The sequence below is a fragment of the Escherichia sp. E4930 genome (assembly GCF_005845405.1).
Classification (GTDB): Bacteria; Pseudomonadota; Gammaproteobacteria; order Enterobacterales; family Enterobacteriaceae; genus Escherichia.
In genome coordinates this window covers 41,883-61,833 of record NZ_VCDZ01000017.1, presented here as the reverse complement: position 1 = coordinate 61,833, position 19,951 = coordinate 41,883, and the positions used below count along the sequence as shown (strand labels likewise).

At 51.9% G+C, this 19,951-nt stretch carries 18 protein-coding genes; 5 read left to right on the top strand and 13 right to left on the bottom strand.

What is annotated here, in order from left to right; genetic code table 11:
- Window positions 1–11: 11 nt before the first annotated feature.
- The gene (gltB, locus tag FFT88_RS18400; protein ID WP_135403603.1) at window positions 12–4,472 is read right to left on the bottom strand and encodes a glutamate synthase large subunit; all 4,461 of its coding nucleotides are present in this window, start codon (window positions 4,470–4,472) and stop codon (window positions 12–14) included.
- Between the two features lie 674 nt (window positions 4,473–5,146).
- Between gltB and FFT88_RS18395 the strand changes: the two genes are divergently transcribed.
- From FFT88_RS18395 to mtgA, 4 genes are all read left to right on the top strand, one after another.
- Window positions 5,147–6,076 (top strand): TIGR01212 family radical SAM protein, encoded by a 930-nt coding sequence (locus FFT88_RS18395; RefSeq protein ID WP_064529852.1) that lies wholly within the window; start codon window positions 5,147–5,149, stop codon window positions 6,074–6,076.
- Window positions 6,077–6,171: 95 nt separating this feature from the next.
- On the top strand, window positions 6,172–8,508 hold the full coding sequence (arcB, locus tag FFT88_RS18390) for an aerobic respiration two-component sensor histidine kinase ArcB (protein ID WP_135403602.1): 2,337 nt from the start codon (window positions 6,172–6,174) through the stop codon (window positions 8,506–8,508).
- Between the two features lie 229 nt (window positions 8,509–8,737).
- A complete protein-coding gene (gene elbB / locus FFT88_RS18385; protein WP_130259108.1) occupies window positions 8,738–9,391 on the top strand; it encodes an isoprenoid biosynthesis glyoxalase ElbB in 654 nt (217 codons plus the stop codon).
- On the top strand, window positions 9,388–10,116 hold the full coding sequence (mtgA, locus tag FFT88_RS18380; protein ID WP_135403601.1) for a monofunctional biosynthetic peptidoglycan transglycosylase: 729 nt from the start codon (window positions 9,388–9,390) through the stop codon (window positions 10,114–10,116). The genes elbB and mtgA overlap by 4 nt, the downstream gene beginning before the upstream one ends.
- Here mtgA and yrbL read toward each other — a convergent pair.
- From yrbL to FFT88_RS18320, 12 genes are all read right to left on the bottom strand, one after another.
- A complete protein-coding gene (yrbL, locus tag FFT88_RS18375; RefSeq protein WP_135403600.1) occupies window positions 10,113–10,745 on the bottom strand; it encodes a PhoP regulatory network protein YrbL in 633 nt (210 codons plus the stop codon). The two genes, mtgA and yrbL, sit on opposite strands and share 4 nt — an antisense overlap.
- A gap of 222 nt (window positions 10,746–10,967) precedes the next feature.
- Window positions 10,968–11,240: a PTS phosphocarrier protein NPr gene (npr, locus tag FFT88_RS18370; RefSeq protein ID WP_000216792.1), complete on the bottom strand. Its 273-nt coding sequence runs from the start codon at window positions 11,238–11,240 to the stop codon at window positions 10,968–10,970.
- Window positions 11,237–12,091, bottom strand: coding sequence for an RNase adapter RapZ (gene rapZ / locus FFT88_RS18365; protein WP_000243741.1), 855 nt, complete (start codon window positions 12,089–12,091; stop codon window positions 11,237–11,239). Before rapZ ends, npr begins: the two co-directional genes overlap by 4 nt.
- A gap of 45 nt (window positions 12,092–12,136) precedes the next feature.
- A complete protein-coding gene (gene ptsN, locus FFT88_RS18360; protein ID WP_000183677.1) occupies window positions 12,137–12,628 on the bottom strand; it encodes a PTS IIA-like nitrogen regulatory protein PtsN in 492 nt (163 codons plus the stop codon).
- Window positions 12,629–12,745: 117 nt separating this feature from the next.
- Complete coding sequence (gene hpf, locus FFT88_RS18355; protein WP_001176602.1) at window positions 12,746–13,033, bottom strand: ribosome hibernation promoting factor; 288 nt, start codon at window positions 13,031–13,033, stop codon at window positions 12,746–12,748.
- A 22-nt stretch (window positions 13,034–13,055) separates the two neighbouring features.
- The gene (gene rpoN / locus FFT88_RS18350) at window positions 13,056–14,489 is read right to left on the bottom strand and encodes an RNA polymerase factor sigma-54 (protein WP_105281056.1); all 1,434 of its coding nucleotides are present in this window, start codon (window positions 14,487–14,489) and stop codon (window positions 13,056–13,058) included.
- A 47-nt stretch (window positions 14,490–14,536) separates the two neighbouring features.
- Entirely contained in the window at window positions 14,537–15,262 is a 726-nt protein-coding gene (gene lptB / locus FFT88_RS18345; protein WP_000224099.1) for an LPS export ABC transporter ATP-binding protein, read from the bottom strand.
- A gap of 6 nt (window positions 15,263–15,268) precedes the next feature.
- Entirely contained in the window at window positions 15,269–15,826 is a 558-nt protein-coding gene (gene lptA / locus FFT88_RS18340) for a lipopolysaccharide ABC transporter substrate-binding protein LptA (protein WP_130219197.1), read from the bottom strand.
- A complete protein-coding gene (lptC, locus tag FFT88_RS18335; RefSeq protein ID WP_064529518.1) occupies window positions 15,795–16,370 on the bottom strand; it encodes an LPS export ABC transporter periplasmic protein LptC in 576 nt (191 codons plus the stop codon). The genes lptA and lptC overlap by 32 nt, the downstream gene beginning before the upstream one ends.
- Entirely contained in the window at window positions 16,367–16,933 is a 567-nt protein-coding gene (gene kdsC / locus FFT88_RS18330; protein WP_064529519.1) for a 3-deoxy-manno-octulosonate-8-phosphatase KdsC, read from the bottom strand. Before kdsC ends, lptC begins: the two co-directional genes overlap by 4 nt.
- A 20-nt stretch (window positions 16,934–16,953) precedes the next feature.
- Complete coding sequence (gene kdsD, locus FFT88_RS18325; RefSeq protein ID WP_130204572.1) at window positions 16,954–17,940, bottom strand: arabinose-5-phosphate isomerase KdsD; 987 nt, start codon at window positions 17,938–17,940, stop codon at window positions 16,954–16,956.
- 13 nt (window positions 17,941–17,953) lie between these two features.
- Window positions 17,954–18,931 (bottom strand): calcium/sodium antiporter, encoded by a 978-nt coding sequence (locus FFT88_RS18320; RefSeq protein WP_135403599.1) that lies wholly within the window; start codon window positions 18,929–18,931, stop codon window positions 17,954–17,956.
- 209 nt (window positions 18,932–19,140) lie between these two features.
- On the opposite strand from FFT88_RS18320, the gene mlaF reads away from it, so the two are divergent.
- Complete coding sequence (gene mlaF, locus FFT88_RS18315; protein ID WP_000438245.1) at window positions 19,141–19,950, top strand: phospholipid ABC transporter ATP-binding protein MlaF; 810 nt, start codon at window positions 19,141–19,143, stop codon at window positions 19,948–19,950.
- Window position 19,951: the final 1 nt, after the last annotated feature.

Sequence of the window (19,951 nt, the reverse complement as noted above, 5' to 3'; positions counted from 1 at the left end):
GTTGCTACCCCTTACTGCGCCTGCACGCGCAACTCTGCTGCGCTACGACTACGGTGACCCAGCAGTGCTTTTACATCACTGGACTTCGGTTTAACCAGCGCAAATTTAGTGGCGAAGGTTGACCAGTTCGCCAGAATCTCTTCACCGCGCTGAGAGCCAGTATGCTGAACATGCTCGGTGATAAGACCACGCAGATGCTCTTCATGGATCGCCAGATCGTCAACGCTTAAGACCTCGACCAGTTCCGGGTTAACGCGTTTGCGGAAATCGCCACTTTCATCGAGAACGTAAGCGAAGCCGCCGGTCATACCCGCACCGAAGTTAACGCCGGTTTTACCCAGAATACAGACAATACCGCCCGTCATATATTCACAGCCGTTGTCGCCAATGCCTTCTACCACGGTGATAGCACCGGAGTTACGCACGCCGAAACGTTCACCCGCGCGGCCTGCGGCATACAGACGACCGCCGGTCGCGCCATACAGGCAAGTGTTGCCGATAATGCTCGCCTCATGGCTGCGGAAGGCGGAACCAACCGGAGGACGAATGGCGATTAAGCCGCCCGCCATGCCTTTACCGACATAGTCGTTGGCATCGCCCGTCAGATACAGCTCCACGCCGCCCGCGTTCCACACGCCGAAGCTCTGGCCTGCGGTGCCGTTGAAGTACGCTTTGATAGGATCGGCAGCCAGCCCCTGATCGCCGTGCGTCTGGGCGATATAGCCTGAAAGCGACGCGCCGACAGAACGGTCGGTGTTGCGAATATCGAACCAGAAGGTTTTGCTCTGGCGTTCATCGACAAACGGTTTCGCCTGTTGCAGCAACTGCGCGTTCAGCAAGCCGTTATCAAACGGCGGGTTGTTTTCGGTGCAGTAGAGCGCCTTACCTGGATGCGGCTCGGCAGTCTCCAGCAGCTTCGACAGCGCCAGTTTCTGCTGTTTGGCGGTGAAACCGTCCAGCTCTTTCAGCAGGTCGGTGCGACCAATCAGATCCACCAGACGCGTTACGCCCAGCTGTGCCATCAGCTCGCGGGTTTCACGGGCGATAAACTCAAAGTAATTCGTCACCTTGAACGGCAGGCCGTGATAGTGATTCTTACGCAGTTTGTCGTCCTGAGTTGCTACACCCGTGGCGCAGTTGTTCAGGTGGCAGATTCGCAGATATTTACAGCCGAGTGCGACCATTGGGCCAGTGCCGAAGCCGAAGCTTTCTGCGCCGAGAATTGCTGCTTTAATGATATCAACGCCGGTTTTCAGGCCGCCATCAACCTGCAAACGGATCTTATGACGCAGACCATTGGCAACCAGCGCCTGTTGTGTTTCAACAAGCCCCAGCTCCCACGGACAGCCTGCGTATTTCACCGATGAAAGCGGACTTGCGCCAGTGCCGCCGTCATAGCCTGCGATGGTGATCAAGTCCGCATAAGCTTTCGCCACGCCGGTGGCGATGGTGCCGACGCCCGGTTCGGAAACCAGCTTCACGGAGATCATCGCTTTCGGGTTAACCTGCTTGAGATCGAAAATAAGCTGCGCTAAGTCCTCAATAGAGTAGATATCGTGGTGCGGCGGCGGGGAGATCAGCGTCACGCCCGGCACCGAATAGCGCAGTTTGGCGATGTAAGGAGTGACTTTATCGCCCGGCAACTGACCGCCTTCGCCGGGCTTCGCGCCCTGAGCGACTTTAATTTGAATGACGTCGGCATTGACCAGATACGCCGGAGTAACACCGAAGCGACCGGAAGCCACCTGCTTGATGCGCGACACTTTGTTAGTGCCGTATCGCGCCGGGTCTTCACCGCCTTCACCGGAGTTCGAGTTACCGCCGATGCTGTTCATCGCTTCCGCCAGCGCCTCGTGGGCTTCCGGGCTTAACGCGCCGATAGACATCGCGGCGGTATCGAAGCGTTTAAAAAGTTCGCTTGCCGGTTCAACATCAGCAATGTTGACCGCATTTTCACCCGGCGTAATTGCCAGCAGATCGCGCAGCGTGGTTGCCGGACGCTCATTAACCAGCTTCGCGTATTCCTGATAGTCGCTGTACTCGCCGCTCTGGACCGCCTGTTGCAGCGTGCGCACCACGTCCGGGTTGTAGGCGTGGTATTCGCCACCGTGCACGTATTTCAGCAGGCCGCCCTGGCTGATGGGCTTACGCGCCAGCCAGGCACGTTTCGAGAGATTCAGTAGATCCTGCTGGAAGTCTTCAAAGCTTGCTCCGCCAATGCGGCTGACCGCCCCCTGGAAGCACAGGCCCACTACATCATCGTGCAGACCGACCGCTTCAAACAGTTTCGAGCAGCGATAAGAGGCGATGGCGGAGATGCCCATTTTGGACATGATTTTGTACAAGCCTTTGTTGATGCCGTTACGGTAGTTCAGCATCACGGTACGATAATTTTTGGCAATCGCCTGAGTGTCTACCAGGCGGCCCAGCGTTTCATAGGCAAGGTACGGATAAATAGCCGTCGCGCCGAAGCCCAGCAACACGGCAAAGTGGTGCGGATCGCGGGCGCTGGCAGTTTCGACGATGATGTTGGCATCGCAACGCAGGCTTTGATCGACCAGACGGGTCTGGATCGCGCCAACCGCCATCGGGGCCGGAACCGGCAGGCGATCTTTAGCGATATTCCGGTCGGAGAGCACCAGCAGCACAGTGCCGCTACGTACCATTTTTTCGGCTTTGTCGCACAGCTCTTTGACCGTCGCTTCGAGCGTGGTTTTGGTGACGTCAAAGGTGATATCCAGCGTATCTGCGCGGTAGTGCTCCTCTTTCATCGTCGTGAGCTGTTTGAAATCGGAGTAGAGCAGAATCGGCGATTTAAAGCTTAAACGGTGCGCCTGGCCTTCTGCTTCACAGAAGACGTTCATTTCACGACCGATGCTGGTGGCGAGCGACATAACATGCGCTTCGCGCAACGGGTCGATTGGCGGGTTGGTTACCTGCGCAAACTGCTGACGGAAGTAGTCGTAAATAATGCGCGGCTGACTGGAGAGCACGGCGAATGGGGTGTCGTCGCCCATCGAACCGACGGCTTCCTGACCATTTTCGCCCAGTACGCGAATTACGGAGTCCAGCTCTTCTGCGCTGTAGTTAAACTGTTTCTGGTAGCTGGCAAGCGTGTCGTCATCCAGTTCGCGGCTACCCACTTCTTCATCGGGCAGATCTTCAAACGGTACCAGACGGCGGACGTTTTTCTCCATCCACTCTTTATATGGATGGCGGCTTTTCAGATCGTCATCGGTTTCTGCCGAGTGCAGAATGCGCCCACTGCGGGTGTCGATCACCATCAGTTCGCCTGGCCCGACGCGGCCTTTTTCGACCACTTCGTCAGGCTGATAATCCCAGATACCGACTTCAGAGGCGCAGGTGATGAGCTTGTCTTTGGTGATGACGTAGCGCGCCGGACGCAGACCGTTACGGTCGAGGTTGCAGGCGGCAAAACGACCGTCAGACATCACGATGCCCGCTGGGCCATCCCACGGCTCCATATGCATGGAGTTAAAGTCAAAGAAGGCACGCAGTTCCGGGTCCATATCCGGGTTGTTCTGCCAGGCGGGTGGTACTAACAGACGCATAGCACGGATGATATCCATCCCGCCTGCCAGCAGCAGTTCCAGCATGTTATCCATGGAACTGGAGTCAGAGCCGGTTTCGTTGACGAACGGCGCGGCGTCGTGCAGGTCAGGGATCAGTGGCGTCTGGAATTTATAGGTACGGGCGCGCGCCCATTGGCGGTTACCGGTGATGGTGTTGATTTCACCGTTATGCGCCAGGTAGCGGAACGGCTGCGCCAGCGGCCAGCGCGGTACGGTGTTAGTGGAGAAGCGCTGGTGGAACAGGCAAATGGCCGATTCCAGACGCAGGTCCGCAAGATCCAGGTAGAAGCGCGGCAGATCCGCCGGCATACACAGACCTTTATAGATGTTCACCAGATTCGACAGGCTACAGACGTAGAAGTCTTTGTCGGCTTCGAGACGCTTTTCAATGCGGCGGCGGGCGATAAACAGACGGCGCTCCATATCACGCGGACGCCAGCCAGCCGGAGCGTTAACGAAAATTTGCTCAATGCGTGGCAGAGAAGAGAGGGCGATTTCACCCAGCACGCCTTCGTTAGTGGGGACATCACGCCAGCCCACAATCGACAAGGTTTCGCGTTGCAGTTCTTCTTCAACGATGCGGCGTGCGGCAGCGGCGAGTTCAGGATCTTTATTCAGGAAGAGCATCCCGACGGCGTAGTTTTTTGCTAAACGCCAGCCGCGCTCCTGCGCAACGATGCGAAAAAAGCGATCCGGTTTTTGTAATAGCAGGCCACAACCGTCACCGGTTTTACCATCGGCGAGAATCGCGCCACGGTGCTGCATTCGGGCCAGTGCGTGTATTGCAGTACGCACTACCTTGTGGCTAGGTTCGCCTTCTATGTGGGCGATCAGGCCGAAACCACAGTTATCCTTCTCAAGGGATTTATCGTACAACATATCAGTGAACCTCCCCAGGCTCTGCGGGAACCCCACTTCCGAACCGCTGCGCACGGGCACAGAAAGAGCGTGGCGACGGGGTTTGCGTGTCATACGCTTACCTCGCATTCGCCCCTTTTTTGTCCTTTTCGCATCGGTTAATACGGTGAAGAGGGGATCTCAATTACTGCATAAATATGATGAGCAGGCTGCTCATCCAGAAAGCTTCCAGCGGATTTCCAACTTATCGGGAAAGCTGATACAGGTCAAATGGCAAGCTTATTGGTCTGGAAATGTGCTTTGGCGCAAAATTCTTTGCTAATTAATTGAAATTAAAGAATATATGTTCTTTGGGCTTAATGCGATGCTCATAAGGGAAACATTCAGTTCCTGACTGCCTTAGAGGCGTGATAGCCCTTATCCTGCCTTGAACAGGCAGAGAAGCCAGTATTTTATACTGCTTTAATCGGCAATGGCGTTTCATGCTACTGTTTTTGCCTAAAATCTATAAGGAGATAAAAAAATCCGATGCCAGATAAGCAAAAGTAATTCATGTTGTTCTGCATGGAATTTCATTAATTGTGATTTATTATGCAGTTGATAAAAGCAGGGCAGGGCGATTGATCCAGGTCATCGCCGAATTGAGCTAAAAATGGCAGGCTTTGGCCTCTTTTCAAGGCGCGGTCTATCAGATTATGCAGTTACAGAAATTAGTCAATATGTTTGGTGGTGATCTTACCCGTCGTTACGGGCAAAAGGTGCATAAGCTGACGCTGCACGGCGGTTTTAGCTGCCCTAACCGTGACGGTACCATCGGGCGCGGCGGCTGCACGTTCTGTAATGTTGCCTCGTTTGCCGACGAAGCGCAGCAGCATCGTTCCATTGCCGAGCAACTGGCGCACCAGGCGAATTTAGTTAACCGCGCGAAACGCTATCTGGCCTACTTTCAGGCGTATACCAGCACCTTTGCTGAAGTTCAGGTGCTGCGTTCTATGTATCAACAGGCGGTAAGCCAGGCCAATATCGTTGGTTTGTGTGTTGGTACCCGCCCGGACTGCGTGCCAGATGCGGTGCTTGATTTGCTTTGTGAATATAAAGACCAGGGCTATGAAGTGTGGCTGGAGCTGGGGCTGCAAACCGCACACGACAAAACGCTGCATCGCATCAATCGCGGCCATGATTTTGCCTGTTATCAGCGTACAACCCAGCTGGCACGTCAGCGCGGTCTGAAGGTGTGTTCTCACTTAATTGTCGGGCTGCCTGGCGAAGGGCAGGCTGAATGTTTGCAAACGCTGGAGCGAGTGGTTGAAACCGGCGTGGACGGCATAAAGCTGCATCCGCTGCATATTGTGAAAGGCAGCATTATGGCGAAAGCCTGGGAAGCGGGGCGTTTGAACGGTATTGAACTGGAGGATTACACGCTCACTGCCGGAGAAATGATTCGCCATACGCCGCCGGAAGTTATCTACCACCGCATTTCCGCCAGCGCCCGTCGCCCGACGCTACTTGCACCGCTATGGTGTGAAAATCGCTGGACGGGGATGGTTGAGTTGGATCGCTATCTTACTGAACATGGCGTACAGGGATCGGCGCTGGGACGTCCGTGGCTACCTCCAACGGCGTAGGCCATTGAGGGGAATTCCGCATTTCTCACACAATTTATAACGTAACTGCCAGAATTGGGTATTATTGGGGCAGGTTGTCGTGAAGGAATCCCCTAATGAAGCAAATTCGTCTGCTGGCGCAGTACTATGTTGACCTGATGATGAAGTTAGGTCTGGTGCGCTTCTCAATGTTGCTGGCGCTGGCCCTCGTCGTTCTTGCCATTGTGGTACAAATGGCGGTAACCATGGTGCTGCATGGTCAGGTCGAAAGCATTGATGTTATCCGCTCTATTTTCTTTGGTTTGTTGATTACGCCATGGGCGGTCTACTTTCTTTCGGTAGTCGTTGAGCAACTCGAGGAGTCACGGCAACGCCTGTCACGACTGGTGCAAAAGCTGGAGGAGATGCGCGAGCGCGATCTAAGCCTCAACGTTCAGTTAAAAGATAATATTGCCCAGCTAAATCAGGAAATCGCCGTTCGTGAAAAAGCAGAAGCAGAACTGCAGGAAACCTTCGGTCAGCTGAAAATTGAAATCAAAGAGCGCGAAGAGACGCAAATTCAACTCGAACAACAATCTTCGTTCTTACGTTCCTTCCTTGATGCTTCACCCGATCTGGTTTTTTACCGTAACGAAGATAAAGAGTTTTCCGGCTGTAACCGTGCGATGGAACTGCTGACAGGGAAAAGCGAAAAACAGTTGGTGCATTTGAAACCTGCGGACGTTTACTCGCCGGAAGCCGCAGCGAAAGTCATTGAAACCGACGAGAAGGTGTTCCGTCATAATGTGTCACTGACCTATGAACAGTGGCTGGATTATCCGGATGGACGCAAAGCCTGCTTTGAAATCCGTAAAGTGCCGTACTACGACCGCGTGGGTAAACGCCACGGCTTGATGGGGTTCGGCCGCGACATTACCGAGCGTAAGCGTTATCAGGATGCGCTAGAACGCGCCAGCCGCGACAAAACAACCTTTATCTCCACCATCAGTCATGAGTTGCGTACGCCGCTGAACGGTATCGTCGGCTTAAGCCGAATTCTGCTGGATACAGAGCTCACCGCCGAGCAGGAAAAATATCTCAAAACTATCCATGTTTCCGCCATCACTTTGGGGAATATCTTCAACGATATTATTGATATGGATAAGATGGAGCGACGTAAAGTTCAGCTCGATAACCAGCCGGTTGATTTCACCAGCTTCCTGGCCGATCTGGAAAACCTCTCCGCACTGCAGGCGCAACAAAAAGGTTTGCGCTTTGTTCTTGAACCAACACTGCCGTTGCCGCATCAGGTGATTACCGACGGGACTCGCTTACGCCAGATCCTGTGGAACTTAATCAGTAACGCTGTGAAATTTACCCAGAAGGGCCAGGTGACTGTTCGCGTACGTTATGACGAAGGCGACATGCTGCATTTTGAAGTGGAAGACTCCGGCATCGGTATTCCACAGAATGAACTGGATAAAATTTTCGCCATGTATTACCAGGTGAAAGACAGCCACGGTGGCAAACCTGCAACCGGTACGGGTATTGGCCTGGCGGTTTCTCGTCGACTGGCGAAAAATATGGGCGGTGATATCACAGTCACCAGCGAACAAGGTAAAGGCTCGACCTTTACCCTGACGATCCACGCGCCGTCGGTGGCGGAAGAAGTGGATGACGCGTTTGATGAAGATGATATGCCTTTACCGGCGCTGAATGTGCTGTTGGTAGAAGACATTGAGCTGAACGTCATCGTTGCCCGTTCGGTGCTGGAAAAACTGGGCAACAGCGTTGATGTGGCGATGTCTGGTAAGGCAGCACTGGAGATGTTTAAGCCGGGCGAATACGACCTTGTATTGCTGGATATTCAGTTACCAGATATGACCGGGCTGGATATATCACGCGAACTGACGAAGCGTTATCCGCGGGAAGATTTACCACCGCTGGTGGCCTTAACCGCCAACGTGCTGAAAGACAAACAAGAGTACCTCAATGCTGGAATGAATGATGTGCTGAGTAAGCCGCTTTCTGTTCCGGCGCTAACCGCGATGATCAAGAAATTCTGGGATACCCAGGATGATGAGGAGAGCACGGTGACGACAGAAGAGAGTGGTAAATCAGAAGCATTGCTCGATATTCCCATGCTGGAACAGTATCTCGAACTTGTAGGACCGAAGCTGATTACCGACGGGTTAGCCGTGTTTGAGAAGATGATGCCGGGCTATGTCAGCGTACTGGAGTCGAACCTGACGGCACAGGACAAAAAAGGCATCGTTGAGGAAGGACATAAAATTAAAGGCGCAGCGGGTTCAGTGGGGTTACGCCATCTACAACAGCTGGGTCAGCAAATTCAGTCTCCCGATCTACCTGCGTGGGAAGATAATGTTGGTGAATGGATTGAAGAGATGAAAGAAGAGTGGCGTCACGACGTAGAAGTGCTGAAAGCGTGGGTGGCAAAAGCCGCTAAAAAATGACCCCGGCTAAACCGGGGTGCGCGAATACTGCGCCAACACCAGGGAAATCTTGGCTGCGCCGTAATTTTTTATGATAAGTAACAAAGGCACAGCACTGTTTTTCAGGCCGCATGCAGTTAAGATAGCAAATCTTAAATGATTTGTTACATGAATCAGTTAAATGTGTGATGTGTAGCGTTTTTATTAAAAAAATTAATGTGTTTCAGTCAATTGCGAAAGGATGATCACAATGAAGAAAATTGGCGTAGTTCTGAGCGGATGCGGCGTCTATGACGGTTCTGAAATTCATGAAGCGGTATTGACGTTATTAGCGATATCTCGCAGCGGCGCGCAGGCAGTTTGTTTTGCTCCAGATAAGCAGCAGGTTGATGTCATCAACCATTTAACCGGTGAAGCAATGGCGGAAACGCGCAATGTGTTGATTGAAGCGGCGCGTATTACGCGTGGTGAGATCCGTCCTCTGGCACAGGCTGATGCCGCCGAACTTGATGCGTTAATTGTGCCGGGTGGATTTGGCGCGGCAAAGAATTTAAGCAATTTTGCTAGCCTTGGTAGTGAATGCAGCGTAGACCGTGAGTTAAAGGCGCTGGCGCTGGCAATGCATCAGGCCGGAAAACCGCTTGGCTTTATGTGTATTGCACCGGCAATGTTGCCGAAAATCTTCAATTTCCCGCTGCGTTTGACTATCGGTACAGATATCGATACCGCAGAAGTGCTGGAAGAGATGGGCGCGGAGCATGTGCCATGTCCGGTAGATGATATTGTCGTTGATGAAGACAATAAGATTGTCACCACGCCTGCGTATATGTTGGCACAGAACATTGCGGAAGCAGCAAGTGGCATTGATAAGCTGGTTTCCCGCGTACTGGTTCTGGCGGAATGAGCAAACGCCGCATAACGGCGTTCGGTTTCGTTCGCCGTTTCATTCTGCGGTTACTGATTGTCCTCGTTGTGCTCTGGGGCGGGGGTATAGCGCTGTTTAGTATAGCGCCAGTCCCGTTCTCTGCGGTGATGGCCGAGCGTCAGCTAAGTGCCTGGCTGCATGGCAACTTTCGTTACGTGGCGCATTCTGACTGGGTCAGTATGGATCAAATCTCGCCGTGGATGGGGCTGGCGGTGATTGCCGCAGAAGATCAGAAATTTCCCGAGCACTGGGGTTTTGATGTCGCTTCCATTGAGAAAGCCCTGGCGCACAACGAGCGCAATGAAAACCGCATTCGCGGCGCATCAACAATTTCGCAGCAGACAGCCAAAAATCTCTTTTTGTGGGATGGGCGAAGCTGGGTAAGAAAAGGGCTGGAAGCCGGATTAACACTGGGGATAGAAACGGTCTGGAGCAAAAAGCGCATCCTGGCGGTTTACCTGAATGTCGCCGAATTTGGCGAAGGTGTGTTTGGCGTCGAGGCTGCGGCACAGCGTTATTTCCATAAATCCGCCAGCAAACTTACCCGTTCGGAAGCAGCGTTACTGGCGGCTGTATTACCCAATCCACTTCGTTTCAAAGTTACTGCACCTTCGGGCTACGTGCGTAGCCGTCAGGCGTGGATTTTGCAGCAAATGCATCAGTTAGGCGGTGAGTCGTTTATGCAACAACACCAGCTGTATTAGGCTTCGCGCGAGGAGAGGGCGAGCTTTTTGCTGTCACGCGGTTGCGCCTCTTTTTGCAGAGCAACAGCTAACGCTGGTTGAGTGATAAAACGTCGCCACAACCGCTCTTGCTTACGCAGACAACACCACTTCGACCAGGTCGCCAGTGGAATCAACGTGCTTTCACCAATGTTGTCACAGACGACAGGGATAATTTCTGACTCACTGATGCGGTGGCAGAGGATATTCTGCGGCTTCAGCGACATCGTCACGATGTGGTTATTCTGCAAATAACGCTTTAACTGTTTCAATAACTGACGCAGTTGCGCGATATCTTCTTCGTAATGGCATTGTTTAGCAAATTCGCTCAGTGTAATAGACGGTTTGCCATCAAAATCGGCAATGACATCGTAGACATAACCGGTTCCGCAATCAGTCTCAACCGTACCGTGATAGCGCGGAATACCGCTCCAGTCTTTCAAACGACGACCAAGATGCGCATAGTACTTTAACTCACGGCGGATCTCTTTATCACCACCGTCGCCACGGTGGTAGACAATTTTAATACAGCGTTGGGCATCTTCCGGATGCGCATAACATTTTCGATGTCTTCCGGTGCCCAGGGGACTTTGTTCAGATAAGCGAATCATGCTATCTCCTGGAGGTATTTTCTGACTGTCTCCAGTATGAGGGCTTAACTTAAACAAAACCTAAACAAGCTTTTTTAAGGTTTTCTTAAGGTTTTATACTTACAAAAAAGCGCACGAAATGTACAATTTGCGAGAAATGGGGATATTTGGGGGTTGTGCTTTTTTCGTACGTTAGGGCGGAAGGGGCGTGTCTGGGGGGATTAAGCGTCAGAATGACGAAGATTAATCTTCGTCAAAACCTGAGTTAAAGAGGGCGATGACGGCGGCCAGCGCCTCAACTTCCTGCGGACCGGTCGCTTCGACTTCAATCTGTCGTCCTTTGGCAGAATCCAGCATCAACAGCGCAATAACGCTGTTGGCTTCAGCCTCGGTGCCTTCGTCATTACGTAAAAGCACTTCGGCGTCAAAACCCTGCATTAATTCAAACAGTTTCATAGCAGGCCGGGCATGCATGCCCAGCTTGTTAGTGATTTCGACAGTTTGTTTGACGGTCATGGTTTACGTTTTTCCAGCGTGCGATGACGTGACTGGACGTTTTTACCGCGTGAGCGGAAGTAGTCAGCCAACTGTTCTGCAATATACACCGAACGGTGTTTCCCGCCAGTACAACCAATGGCGACCGTCAGGTAGCTACGGTTGTTGGTTTCCAGCATAGGTAACCATAGCTCAAGATAGCTACGCGTCTGGTAGATAAAATTGTGTACTTCTGTGTGCCTATCGAGGAATGCGGCGACAGGTTTATCAAGGCCCGTCATCGGACGCAGTTTCGGATCCCAGTGTGGGTTCGGCAGGAAACGTACGTCAAAGACGTAATCCGCGTCGATAGGAATACCGTGCTTGAAGCCGAAGGATTCAAAGACCATTGTCAGTTCACGCTCGCGTTTACCCAGCAGGCGGGTACGCAGCATTTCTGCCAGTTCATGAACGGACATTTCAGATGTATCGACAATCAGATCCGCCCGTGAACGCAGCGGTTCCAGCAGATCGCTTTCTTTGTCGATAGCACTTTCCAGCGACAGGTTTTTGCTGGAAAGCGGATGCAGGCGGCGCGTATCGCTGTAACGACGAATCAGCGTGTTACGATCGGCATCGAGAAACAGGAGTTGCGGTGAGAAAGCATCAGGCAGATTGCTCATCGCCTGTTCGAATATTTCTGGCGACTCTGGCATATTGCGGACATCAATGCTGACGGCGGCAGAAATCTCGCGATCGGCCAGAGTCCGAGCCAGATCGGGTAACAGCACTACGGGAAGGTTATCCACGCAGTAAAAACCCATATCTTCCAGCGCCCGCAGGGCGACAGATTTGCCTGACCCTGAACGTCCGCTGACGATCATCAGTACCATGTACTGTTTCTCCTCACAACGTCTAAAAGAGACATTACAGAATAACTACGTTTCATCCGGAGTACCTTCGGTATCCGTAATGATTTGATACAGCTCTTCATCGCTCTGGGCTGCACGTAAACGGCGGCAGATAGTTTTGTCCGCCAGACGTTTCGCGACCAGCGAAAGAGTGTGCAGGTGCGTTTTGGTTTGGTCTGCGGGTACCAACAGGGCAAAAAGTAAGTCTACCGGCTGGTTATCTATGGCATCAAAAGCAATGGGTGTTTCTAGCTGAACGAAAACGCCAACCGCGCGTAGGGTATCTTCTTCCAGTTTGCCGTGCGGAATGGCAATGCCATTACCAATACCGGTACTGCCCATTTTTTCCCGCGTCAGAATAGCTTCAAAAACCACCTGCGGCGGCAGGCTAAGTTGTTTTGCCGCCAGTTCGCTGATGATTTCCAGGGCGCGTTTTTTGCTCTGACAGTGGACGCGGCTTCGCGTACATTCCCTGTTAAGAACACTGCTAAGCTGTAGAGTTGTATCATTATTTGTCATAATTTCACCTAAGAATCTGCCCACTCAAACAGTGGGGCAGATTCGGAGCATTAACCGTACAAATGGCCTGTTGTGCCATACAACAGGCCGCCATGCACTTGCTAATTGCCCGGACAATTAGTGTTGTTTCAATTTATCTTTATGCTTGGTTAGCTGACGTGCCAACTTATCAATTAAGCCATCAATGGCGGCGTACATGTCCTGACCTTCCGCGCTGGCATGAATTTCGCCACCGTTAACATGCAGTGTTGCATCTGAGGTGTGGGTGACTTTCTCCACTTTCAGAACAACATAAACCTGGTTGATTCGGTCAAAATATTGCTCAAGTTTGGCAAACTTTGAGGTGACAAATTCGCGCAGGGCCTCGGTGATCTCGACGTTATTTCCGGTAATGTTGAGCTGCATAGTGTCTTCCTTATCGGTTGGGTCAAACGAGCTGTTTACGCTGGTTTGACGGCGGAATGGATAAAGACTCTCGGTACTTCGCAACAGTGCGGCGTGCCACCATGATACCTTGTTCTGACAACAAAGAGGTTAACTTGCTGTCGCTCAACGGTTTCGCTGGGTTTTCCGCCGCGATTAATTTCTTCACCAGTGCACGAATCGCCGTGGAAGAGGCTTCGCCACCCCCTTCGGTATTGACGTGACTGGAAAAGAAATACTTCAGTTCAAAAATGCCTCGTGGACTATGCAGGTACTTTTGCGTGGTCACGCGAGATATCGTCGATTCATGCATCTCGACGGCCTGGGCGATATCAGCCAGCACCATCGGTTTCATATATTCTTCGCCTTGCTCAAAGAAGGCTTGCTGTTGTTCAACAATACAGCGACTGACGCGCAGCAGCGTATCGTTACGGCTTTCCAGGCTCTTAATCAACCATTTAGCATCCTGCAGATTGCTGCGGATAAACTGACTGTCGCCATCGTTACGTGCGTTATTGCACATTGAGGCGTAATGCTGGTTGATTTGCAGACGTGGAATACTGTCGCTGTTCAGTTCAACCGTCCACTGGCCGTTATGCTTACGCACCAGCACATCAGGGATGACATATTCCGGTTCACCGGTCTGGATCGACTGGCCAGGACGTGGATCGAGTGACTGGATCAGATTGACGGCTTCTTTCAGCACATCTTCTTTCAGACGCGTGACGCGCATTAATGAGCGAAAGTCGTGATTGGCCAGCAGATCGAGATGATCGCTAATGATCAGTCGAGCTTCTTCCAGCCACGGCGTGGTTTTATCGAATTGGGAAAGTTGGATCAGCAGACAGTCACGCAGATCTTTCGCCGCCACACCGACCGGATCAAAACGCTGGATGCGTTTCAGGACTGCTTCAACTTCATCGATGTCGATCTCTTCATCGCCCATACTTTCGAGAATATCTTCCAGCGGGACGGTCAGATAACCGGTGTCATCAACGGCATCGACGATGGAGGTGGCGATAGCGCGGTCAGTGTCGGAAAACGGTGTCAGCTCGACCTGCCACATCAGATAATCCTGCAAGGTCTGCGTCGTTTCGCCCTGATAGACCGGCAGCTCGTCGTCGATGTAGTCACCGCTGGTGCCTGATGGCGTACCGGCGGTGTAGATGGTATCCCAACTGGCATCGAGCGGCAGCTCTTCCGGCATCTCTTTTTGTTCGAGCGCGTCAGCGGTATCCAGCGTTTCGCTGTCTGGCGTTTCGTGAGTGTCGATTTCATCATGAGTGTCGATTTGCTCAAGCAATGGATTACTTTCCAGCGCCTGCTGTAGCTCCTGCTGAAGTTCCAGCGTGGACAACTGCAACAGACGAATCGCCTGTTGTAGCTGAGGCGTCATTGCCAGTTGTTGGCTAAGCCTGAGTTGCAAACCTTGCTTCATGTTCAGAATCGTACTCTCCTGCTAAAACATCGCAAACTTCTACCCTATCAGAGTCTGAAGTCTTCCCCAAGGTATACACGCTTAACATGTTCATCTTGTAAGATTTCTGTCGGCGTGCCATGAGCGATTAAATGCCCCTGACTGACGATATAAGCGCGTTCACAAACAGCCAGCGTTTCACGCACGTTATGGTCGGTGATAAGCACGCCCAGGCCGCTGTCGCGCAGGTGTTCAATGATACGTTTGATGTCGATAACCGAGATCGGGTCAACCCCGGCAAATGGTTCATCGAGGAGGATAAATTTCGGATTCGCAGCCAGTGCGCGCGCAATTTCTACACGACGGCGTTCACCACCGGAGAGCGATTGCCCCATGCTGTCGCGTAAATGCTCAATGTGGAACTCTTCCATCAGCTCGTTCGCGCGATCTTCACGCTGTTCAGCGGATAAGTCGTCACGAATTTGCAGTACCGCCATCAGGTTATCGTAAACGCTGAGGCGACGGAAAATAGAGGCTTCCTGCGGCAAATAGCCGATACCGCGACGCGCACGCGCATGCAGCGGCAGCAGGCTGATATCGTCGTCATCAATAATAATGTTGCCCGCATCGCGCGGCACAATGCCAACGACCATATAGAAAGTGGTCGTCTTACCGGCACCGTTTGGCCCCAGCAGACCGACAATCTCCCCGGAGTTGACGGTCAGGCTGACGTCTTCCACCACGCGGCGGCCTTTATAGGCTTTTGCAAGGTTCTTTGCAGTTAAAGTTGCCATAACGAATTAATTACCCTTCTTCTGTGCCGGGGTCTGGCCTTTGTTGTTTTTGTCCTGCAACTGTGACGGCACCAGAACGGTGGTCACACGCTTACCTTTGTCACTGAAAGCCTGCATTTTCTGCTCTTTCACCAGGTAAGTGATCTTATCGCCCTTAATGTTGCTATCGACCTGCTGCAGATAAGCATTACCCGTCAGAACGACAAAATCTTTTGCCAGTTCGTAGTGCATCTGGGAAGCGTGACCTTCAACGGGTTTACCGTTGTCCTGCATCTGGTAGAACGTTGCCGGTTTACCGTAGCCGTCAATCACCTCTTTACCTTGTTCGCCGCCCGGACGGGTAACGACCACTTTATCGGCATTAATTTTAATGGTGCCTTGAGTCACGACGACATTACCGGTAAAGGTAACCACGTTGCCTTGCATATCAAGAGATTGCTGGTCCGACTCAATGTGGATCGGTTGGTCAGTATCTCCGGTAACGGCAAATGCCGGAATGCTGGCGGCCAGAAGTGAGCTGGCAAGCACAAGATTAAGGCTGAGTTTGTTTGTTTTGAATTTCATAGGATGTTCTAACCTTTTCAATCAGCTCGGCATTCTTGCTGCGTAAGTTGCCGCGCATTTTCAGACCGCTGGAGTTAAATGTTGTTCCGTATAACGTGACGAGGTCTTCAGAGGTAACATCCTGCGTCACCAGATTGATCTGCGCGTTATCCGTCGTGATTCTGCGAAGTTGAGAGTCCGGCACGAGTGCGTTGACTTCAACGTGTCCATATAAATAGAGCATCCGGTCATTGGTTAGCTTGGCTTTATCTGCTTTAACCGACCATGTCGGGATTTTATCCTTATCAAACGTGGTAAGTACGGGTTGCGTAAACCACGAAACGGCCTGATCGGAATAATATTCAACGTGTTGAGCAATCAATCGATAGCTTAGGGCTCCTTCTGGGTTATAGACGAGCGTGTCCGTATGCTCGCTTTTATAGGTGGGATCATTGTTGTTGACGACCACCTGGGCGGTATCGTCTTTCTCGGTCATGTTAACGCCGATCATCACCAGAACCGCCAGTGATAGCACAATGATAACCCAACGTCTGGCTTTACTCATATCGATTGCCCTTTGGCTTCATCCAGTTTGCCCTGCGCCAGAAGTAATAAGTCGCAAACTTCACGAACCGCGCCACGACCGCCAGCAATGCGCGTCACGTAATCAGCGCGCGGAATCAATAGCGGATGCGCATCGGCTACGGCCACGCTTAAGCCCACTTTTTCCATCACTGGCCAGTCGATAAGATCATCACCAACGTAAGCCACGTTTTCTGGCGCAATCGCCAGTTTTTCCAGCAGATCGCCAAAGGCGATAAGCTTGTTTGATTGCCCCTGATACAGATGAGTGATCCCTAACGTTGCACACCGATCTTCTACCAGTTTAGCCTTTCGTCCAGTAATGATGGCGACTTCAATATCAGAGGTGAGCGCACAGCGGATACCGTAACCGTCACGAACATTGAACGCTTTCAGCTCTTCGCCATTGTTACCCATATAAATCAGACCATCTGACAATACGCCATCAACGTCGAGGATCAGCAGACGAATGTTCTCTGCTTTTGCCATCACATCGGCGCTAACAGGGCCGTAACAGGTCGCAAGCGACGCACCTGCTTTACTCATTGTTGTTTATCCTTGAATCTTTACACTACGCCAGCACGCAATAAATCGTGCATATGTAACACACCGAGTAAATGGTCGCCATCGGCAACCATTACGGAAGTGATATGGCGGGACTGCATTAAGTTCAGCGCCTCAACGGCCAGAATGCCAGGACGTACACGAATTCCCCCCGGCGTCATCACATCGGCAATACCTAACTGACGGACATCCACGCCCATATCGAAGACACGGCGTAAATCACCGTCGGTAAAGATGCCTTCAATCATCATATTGTCATCGCAAATGACGGTCATACCAAGATTTTTGCGGGTGACTTCCAGCAGCGCATCGCGCAGGCTGGCCGTTTTCTTGACATGCGGGATCTCGTCGCCCGTATGCATAATATCGCTGACGCGAAGCAGAAGTTTACGACCAAGTGCGCCGCCTGGATGCGAAAGTGCAAAATCTTCGGCGGTAAAGCCGCGCGCTTTCAACAAGGCGACGGCGAGCGCATCTCCCATGACCAGCGTCGCGGTAGTACTGCTGGTTGGCGCCAGCCCTAACGGACAAGCTTCTTTTGCTACTTTAACACACAGATGCACGTCTGCTGCGCGTGCCATGCTGCTCTCCGGACGACCGGTGATGCAAATTAACGGTACATGCAGGCGTTTGAGTACCGGGATTAAGGCCGTGATTTCGCTGGATTCACCTGAGTTAGAAATCGCAATGACCACGTCCTGCGGGGTGACCATGCCTAAATCGCCATGTGCGGCCTCACCGGGATGGACGAAAAATGACGGAGTACCGGTGCTGGCAAAGGTTGCTGCCATTTTGCGCCCAATGTGTCCCGATTTACCCATTCCCATGACCACGACTTTACCTTTACACCAGAACATCTTTTCACAGGCGAGCGTGAAATTCTGATTGATGTATTGATCAAGCTCTGCCAGGCATTCACGTTCAATCGCCAGGACTTCTTTACCTGCTTGCTGAAAGTCAAAACCCGGTTGCAACTCTACGTGCGACATAATGCGTTTCCAGTTATTCAACGAGTATTGGCGATAACCAGTACAACATCGCCAGCCATACGACAAATCCGCCTGTTAATAATACCCCAACACTACGGCCAGATTGCCGGGAGCGTCGCCAGCATAGCAACGCAAAAATAATACTGACCAACAGCATCACGCTGCAGTCACGGCTGTACGCCAGTGGGTTAACCTCCCCGGGCGTTATCAGCGCGGGTAAACCCAGCACGATGACAATATTAAAAATGTTTGCGCCAATGATATTACCGACAGCAATGTCGTTTTCACCTTTGCGAAAACCTGCTATCGCGGTTGCCAGTTCCGGCAGACTAGTGCCGATAGCGATTGCCGTCAGACCAATGGTCAATTCGCTGATGGCAAAGTAATTCGCCAGTACGGTGGCGTTGTCAATCACCATCCGCGTTGCTACCGGCATGATAATCAATGCAATGCCGAGCCATAAAAACGCGACAGGTAAACCGCCTTCGCGCGGTAGCTCTGCAAGCTGTTCTCTGGTCAGGCTGTCAGTCCCCTGACGTTCTGCCTGACGTGCAAGTTTAACAATGAACAGCAGCCATAGCACAGCCAGAAAGAGGAGAAAGATACCATCGCTGCGACCAAGTTGTCCGTCATAGAGTACGGAACCGGCCACCACACTGACTAATAACATTAATGGTAATTCACGGCGCAGAACATCGGAATGGACGGTAAAAGGGCGCACCAGCGCAGCCAGACCGAGGATCAGTAAAATATTGATTATGTTTGAGCCGAGTGCTGTGCCGACGGCTAAATCTCGTTGTTCATGCAGCGACGCGGCAAGCGAAACGATTATTTCTGGAAGTGACGTACCAATACTGACCACCGTCATGCCGATGATCAGCGGTGGGATGCCAAAAGTGCGGCAAAGAATAGAGGCGGCAAATACCAGACGGTCGGCACTGTAAACGACCAAAAGTAAACCAACAATTAACAGTGCCGTAGCTAAAAGCATCTAACGTCCTTTCTTCAGGTATACTCGCCGGTCCGCTGAAGATTTTCAGAAAGCCGTAATGAATTCTTAATTTTGACTTTATGCGGCTAAAAAGTAAAACAAATGCCAGCTTTCGCTAACCGCGGCGGGTAATATTCTGTAAATATGTTGGGTTCAAGGTTAAATTGAGCGCCATGCTTAGAAAATCAACGCAAGACAAAGGGTGAATTATGGAGCAGTCTGTGGCGAATTTAGTCGATATGCGCGATGTCAGTTTTACGCGTGGCAATCGCTGCATCTTCGATAATATTTCCCTGACCGTGCCGCGAGGGAAGATCACGGCGATTATGGGGCCATCAGGCATCGGTAAAACGACGCTACTCCGTCTGATTGGTGGGCAAATCGCGCCAGATCACGGCGAGATCCTTTTTGATGGCGAAAATATTCCGGCGATGTCTCGTTCGCGCCTGTATACCGTGCGTAAACGGATGAGCATGTTGTTTCAGTCCGGAGCGCTGTTCACCGATATGAACGTTTTTGACAACGTCGCCTATCCACTGCGTGAACATACCCAACTTCCCGCGCCATTGTTGCATAGTACGGTGATGATGAAGCTGGAAGCCGTGGGGCTGCGCGGAGCGGCTAAACTTATGCCATCGGAGCTTTCAGGCGGGATGGCGCGTCGTGCGGCGCTGGCGCGTGCAATTGCGCTGGAGCCGGATCTCATCATGTTTGATGAGCCGTTTGTTGGGCAAGATCCCATCACTATGGGCGTCCTGGTGAAGCTGATTTCCGAGCTGAACAGCGCGCTGGGCGTAACCTGTGTGGTGGTTTCTCACGATGTGCCGGAAGTCTTAAGTATTGCGGATCACGCCTGGATCCTGGCAGACAAAAAGATTGTCGCTCACGGTAGCGCCCAGGCGTTGCAGGCGAATCCTGATCCTCGCGTACGTCAGTTTCTGGACGGGATTGCTGACGGACCAGTTCCGTTCCGCTATCCTGCCGGCGATTATCACGCTGATCTTTTACCAGGGAGTTAAG

What these genes read in the sequence shown, in the direction of transcription:
- lptB (WP_000224099.1), bottom strand. Translation starts at nt 15,262, where the DNA reads ATGGCAACTTTAACTGCAAAGAACCTTGCAAAAGCCTATAAAGGCCGC.
- ptsN (WP_000183677.1), bottom strand. Translation starts at nt 12,628, where the DNA reads ATGACAAATAATGATACAACTCTACAGCTTAGCAGTGTTCTTAACAGG.
- kdsD (WP_130204572.1), bottom strand. Translation starts at nt 17,940, where the DNA reads ATGTCGCACGTAGAGTTGCAACCGGGTTTTGACTTTCAGCAAGCAGGT.
- mlaF (WP_000438245.1), top strand. Translation starts at nt 19,141, where the DNA reads ATGGAGCAGTCTGTGGCGAATTTAGTCGATATGCGCGATGTCAGTTTT.
- lptA (WP_130219197.1), bottom strand. Translation starts at nt 15,826, where the DNA reads ATGAAATTCAAAACAAACAAACTCAGCCTTAATCTTGTGCTTGCCAGC.
- lptC (WP_064529518.1), bottom strand. Translation starts at nt 16,370, where the DNA reads ATGAGTAAAGCCAGACGTTGGGTTATCATTGTGCTATCACTGGCGGTT.
- yrbL (WP_135403600.1), bottom strand. Translation starts at nt 10,745, where the DNA reads ATGATTCGCTTATCTGAACAAAGTCCCCTGGGCACCGGAAGACATCGA.
- hpf (WP_001176602.1), bottom strand. Translation starts at nt 13,033, where the DNA reads ATGCAGCTCAACATTACCGGAAATAACGTCGAGATCACCGAGGCCCTG.
- FFT88_RS18395 (WP_064529852.1), top strand. Translation starts at nt 5,147, where the DNA reads ATGCAGTTACAGAAATTAGTCAATATGTTTGGTGGTGATCTTACCCGT.
- FFT88_RS18320 (WP_135403599.1), bottom strand. Translation starts at nt 18,931, where the DNA reads ATGCTTTTAGCTACGGCACTGTTAATTGTTGGTTTACTTTTGGTCGTT.
- rapZ (WP_000243741.1), bottom strand. Translation starts at nt 12,091, where the DNA reads ATGGTACTGATGATCGTCAGCGGACGTTCAGGGTCAGGCAAATCTGTC.
- rpoN (WP_105281056.1), bottom strand. Translation starts at nt 14,489, where the DNA reads ATGAAGCAAGGTTTGCAACTCAGGCTTAGCCAACAACTGGCAATGACG.
- arcB (WP_135403602.1), top strand. Translation starts at nt 6,172, where the DNA reads ATGAAGCAAATTCGTCTGCTGGCGCAGTACTATGTTGACCTGATGATG.
- kdsC (WP_064529519.1), bottom strand. Translation starts at nt 16,933, where the DNA reads ATGAGTAAAGCAGGTGCGTCGCTTGCGACCTGTTACGGCCCTGTTAGC.
- gltB (WP_135403603.1), bottom strand. Translation starts at nt 4,472, where the DNA reads ATGTTGTACGATAAATCCCTTGAGAAGGATAACTGTGGTTTCGGCCTG.
- npr (WP_000216792.1), bottom strand. Translation starts at nt 11,240, where the DNA reads ATGACCGTCAAACAAACTGTCGAAATCACTAACAAGCTGGGCATGCAT.
- elbB (WP_130259108.1), top strand. Translation starts at nt 8,738, where the DNA reads ATGAAGAAAATTGGCGTAGTTCTGAGCGGATGCGGCGTCTATGACGGT.
- mtgA (WP_135403601.1), top strand. Translation starts at nt 9,388, where the DNA reads ATGAGCAAACGCCGCATAACGGCGTTCGGTTTCGTTCGCCGTTTCATT.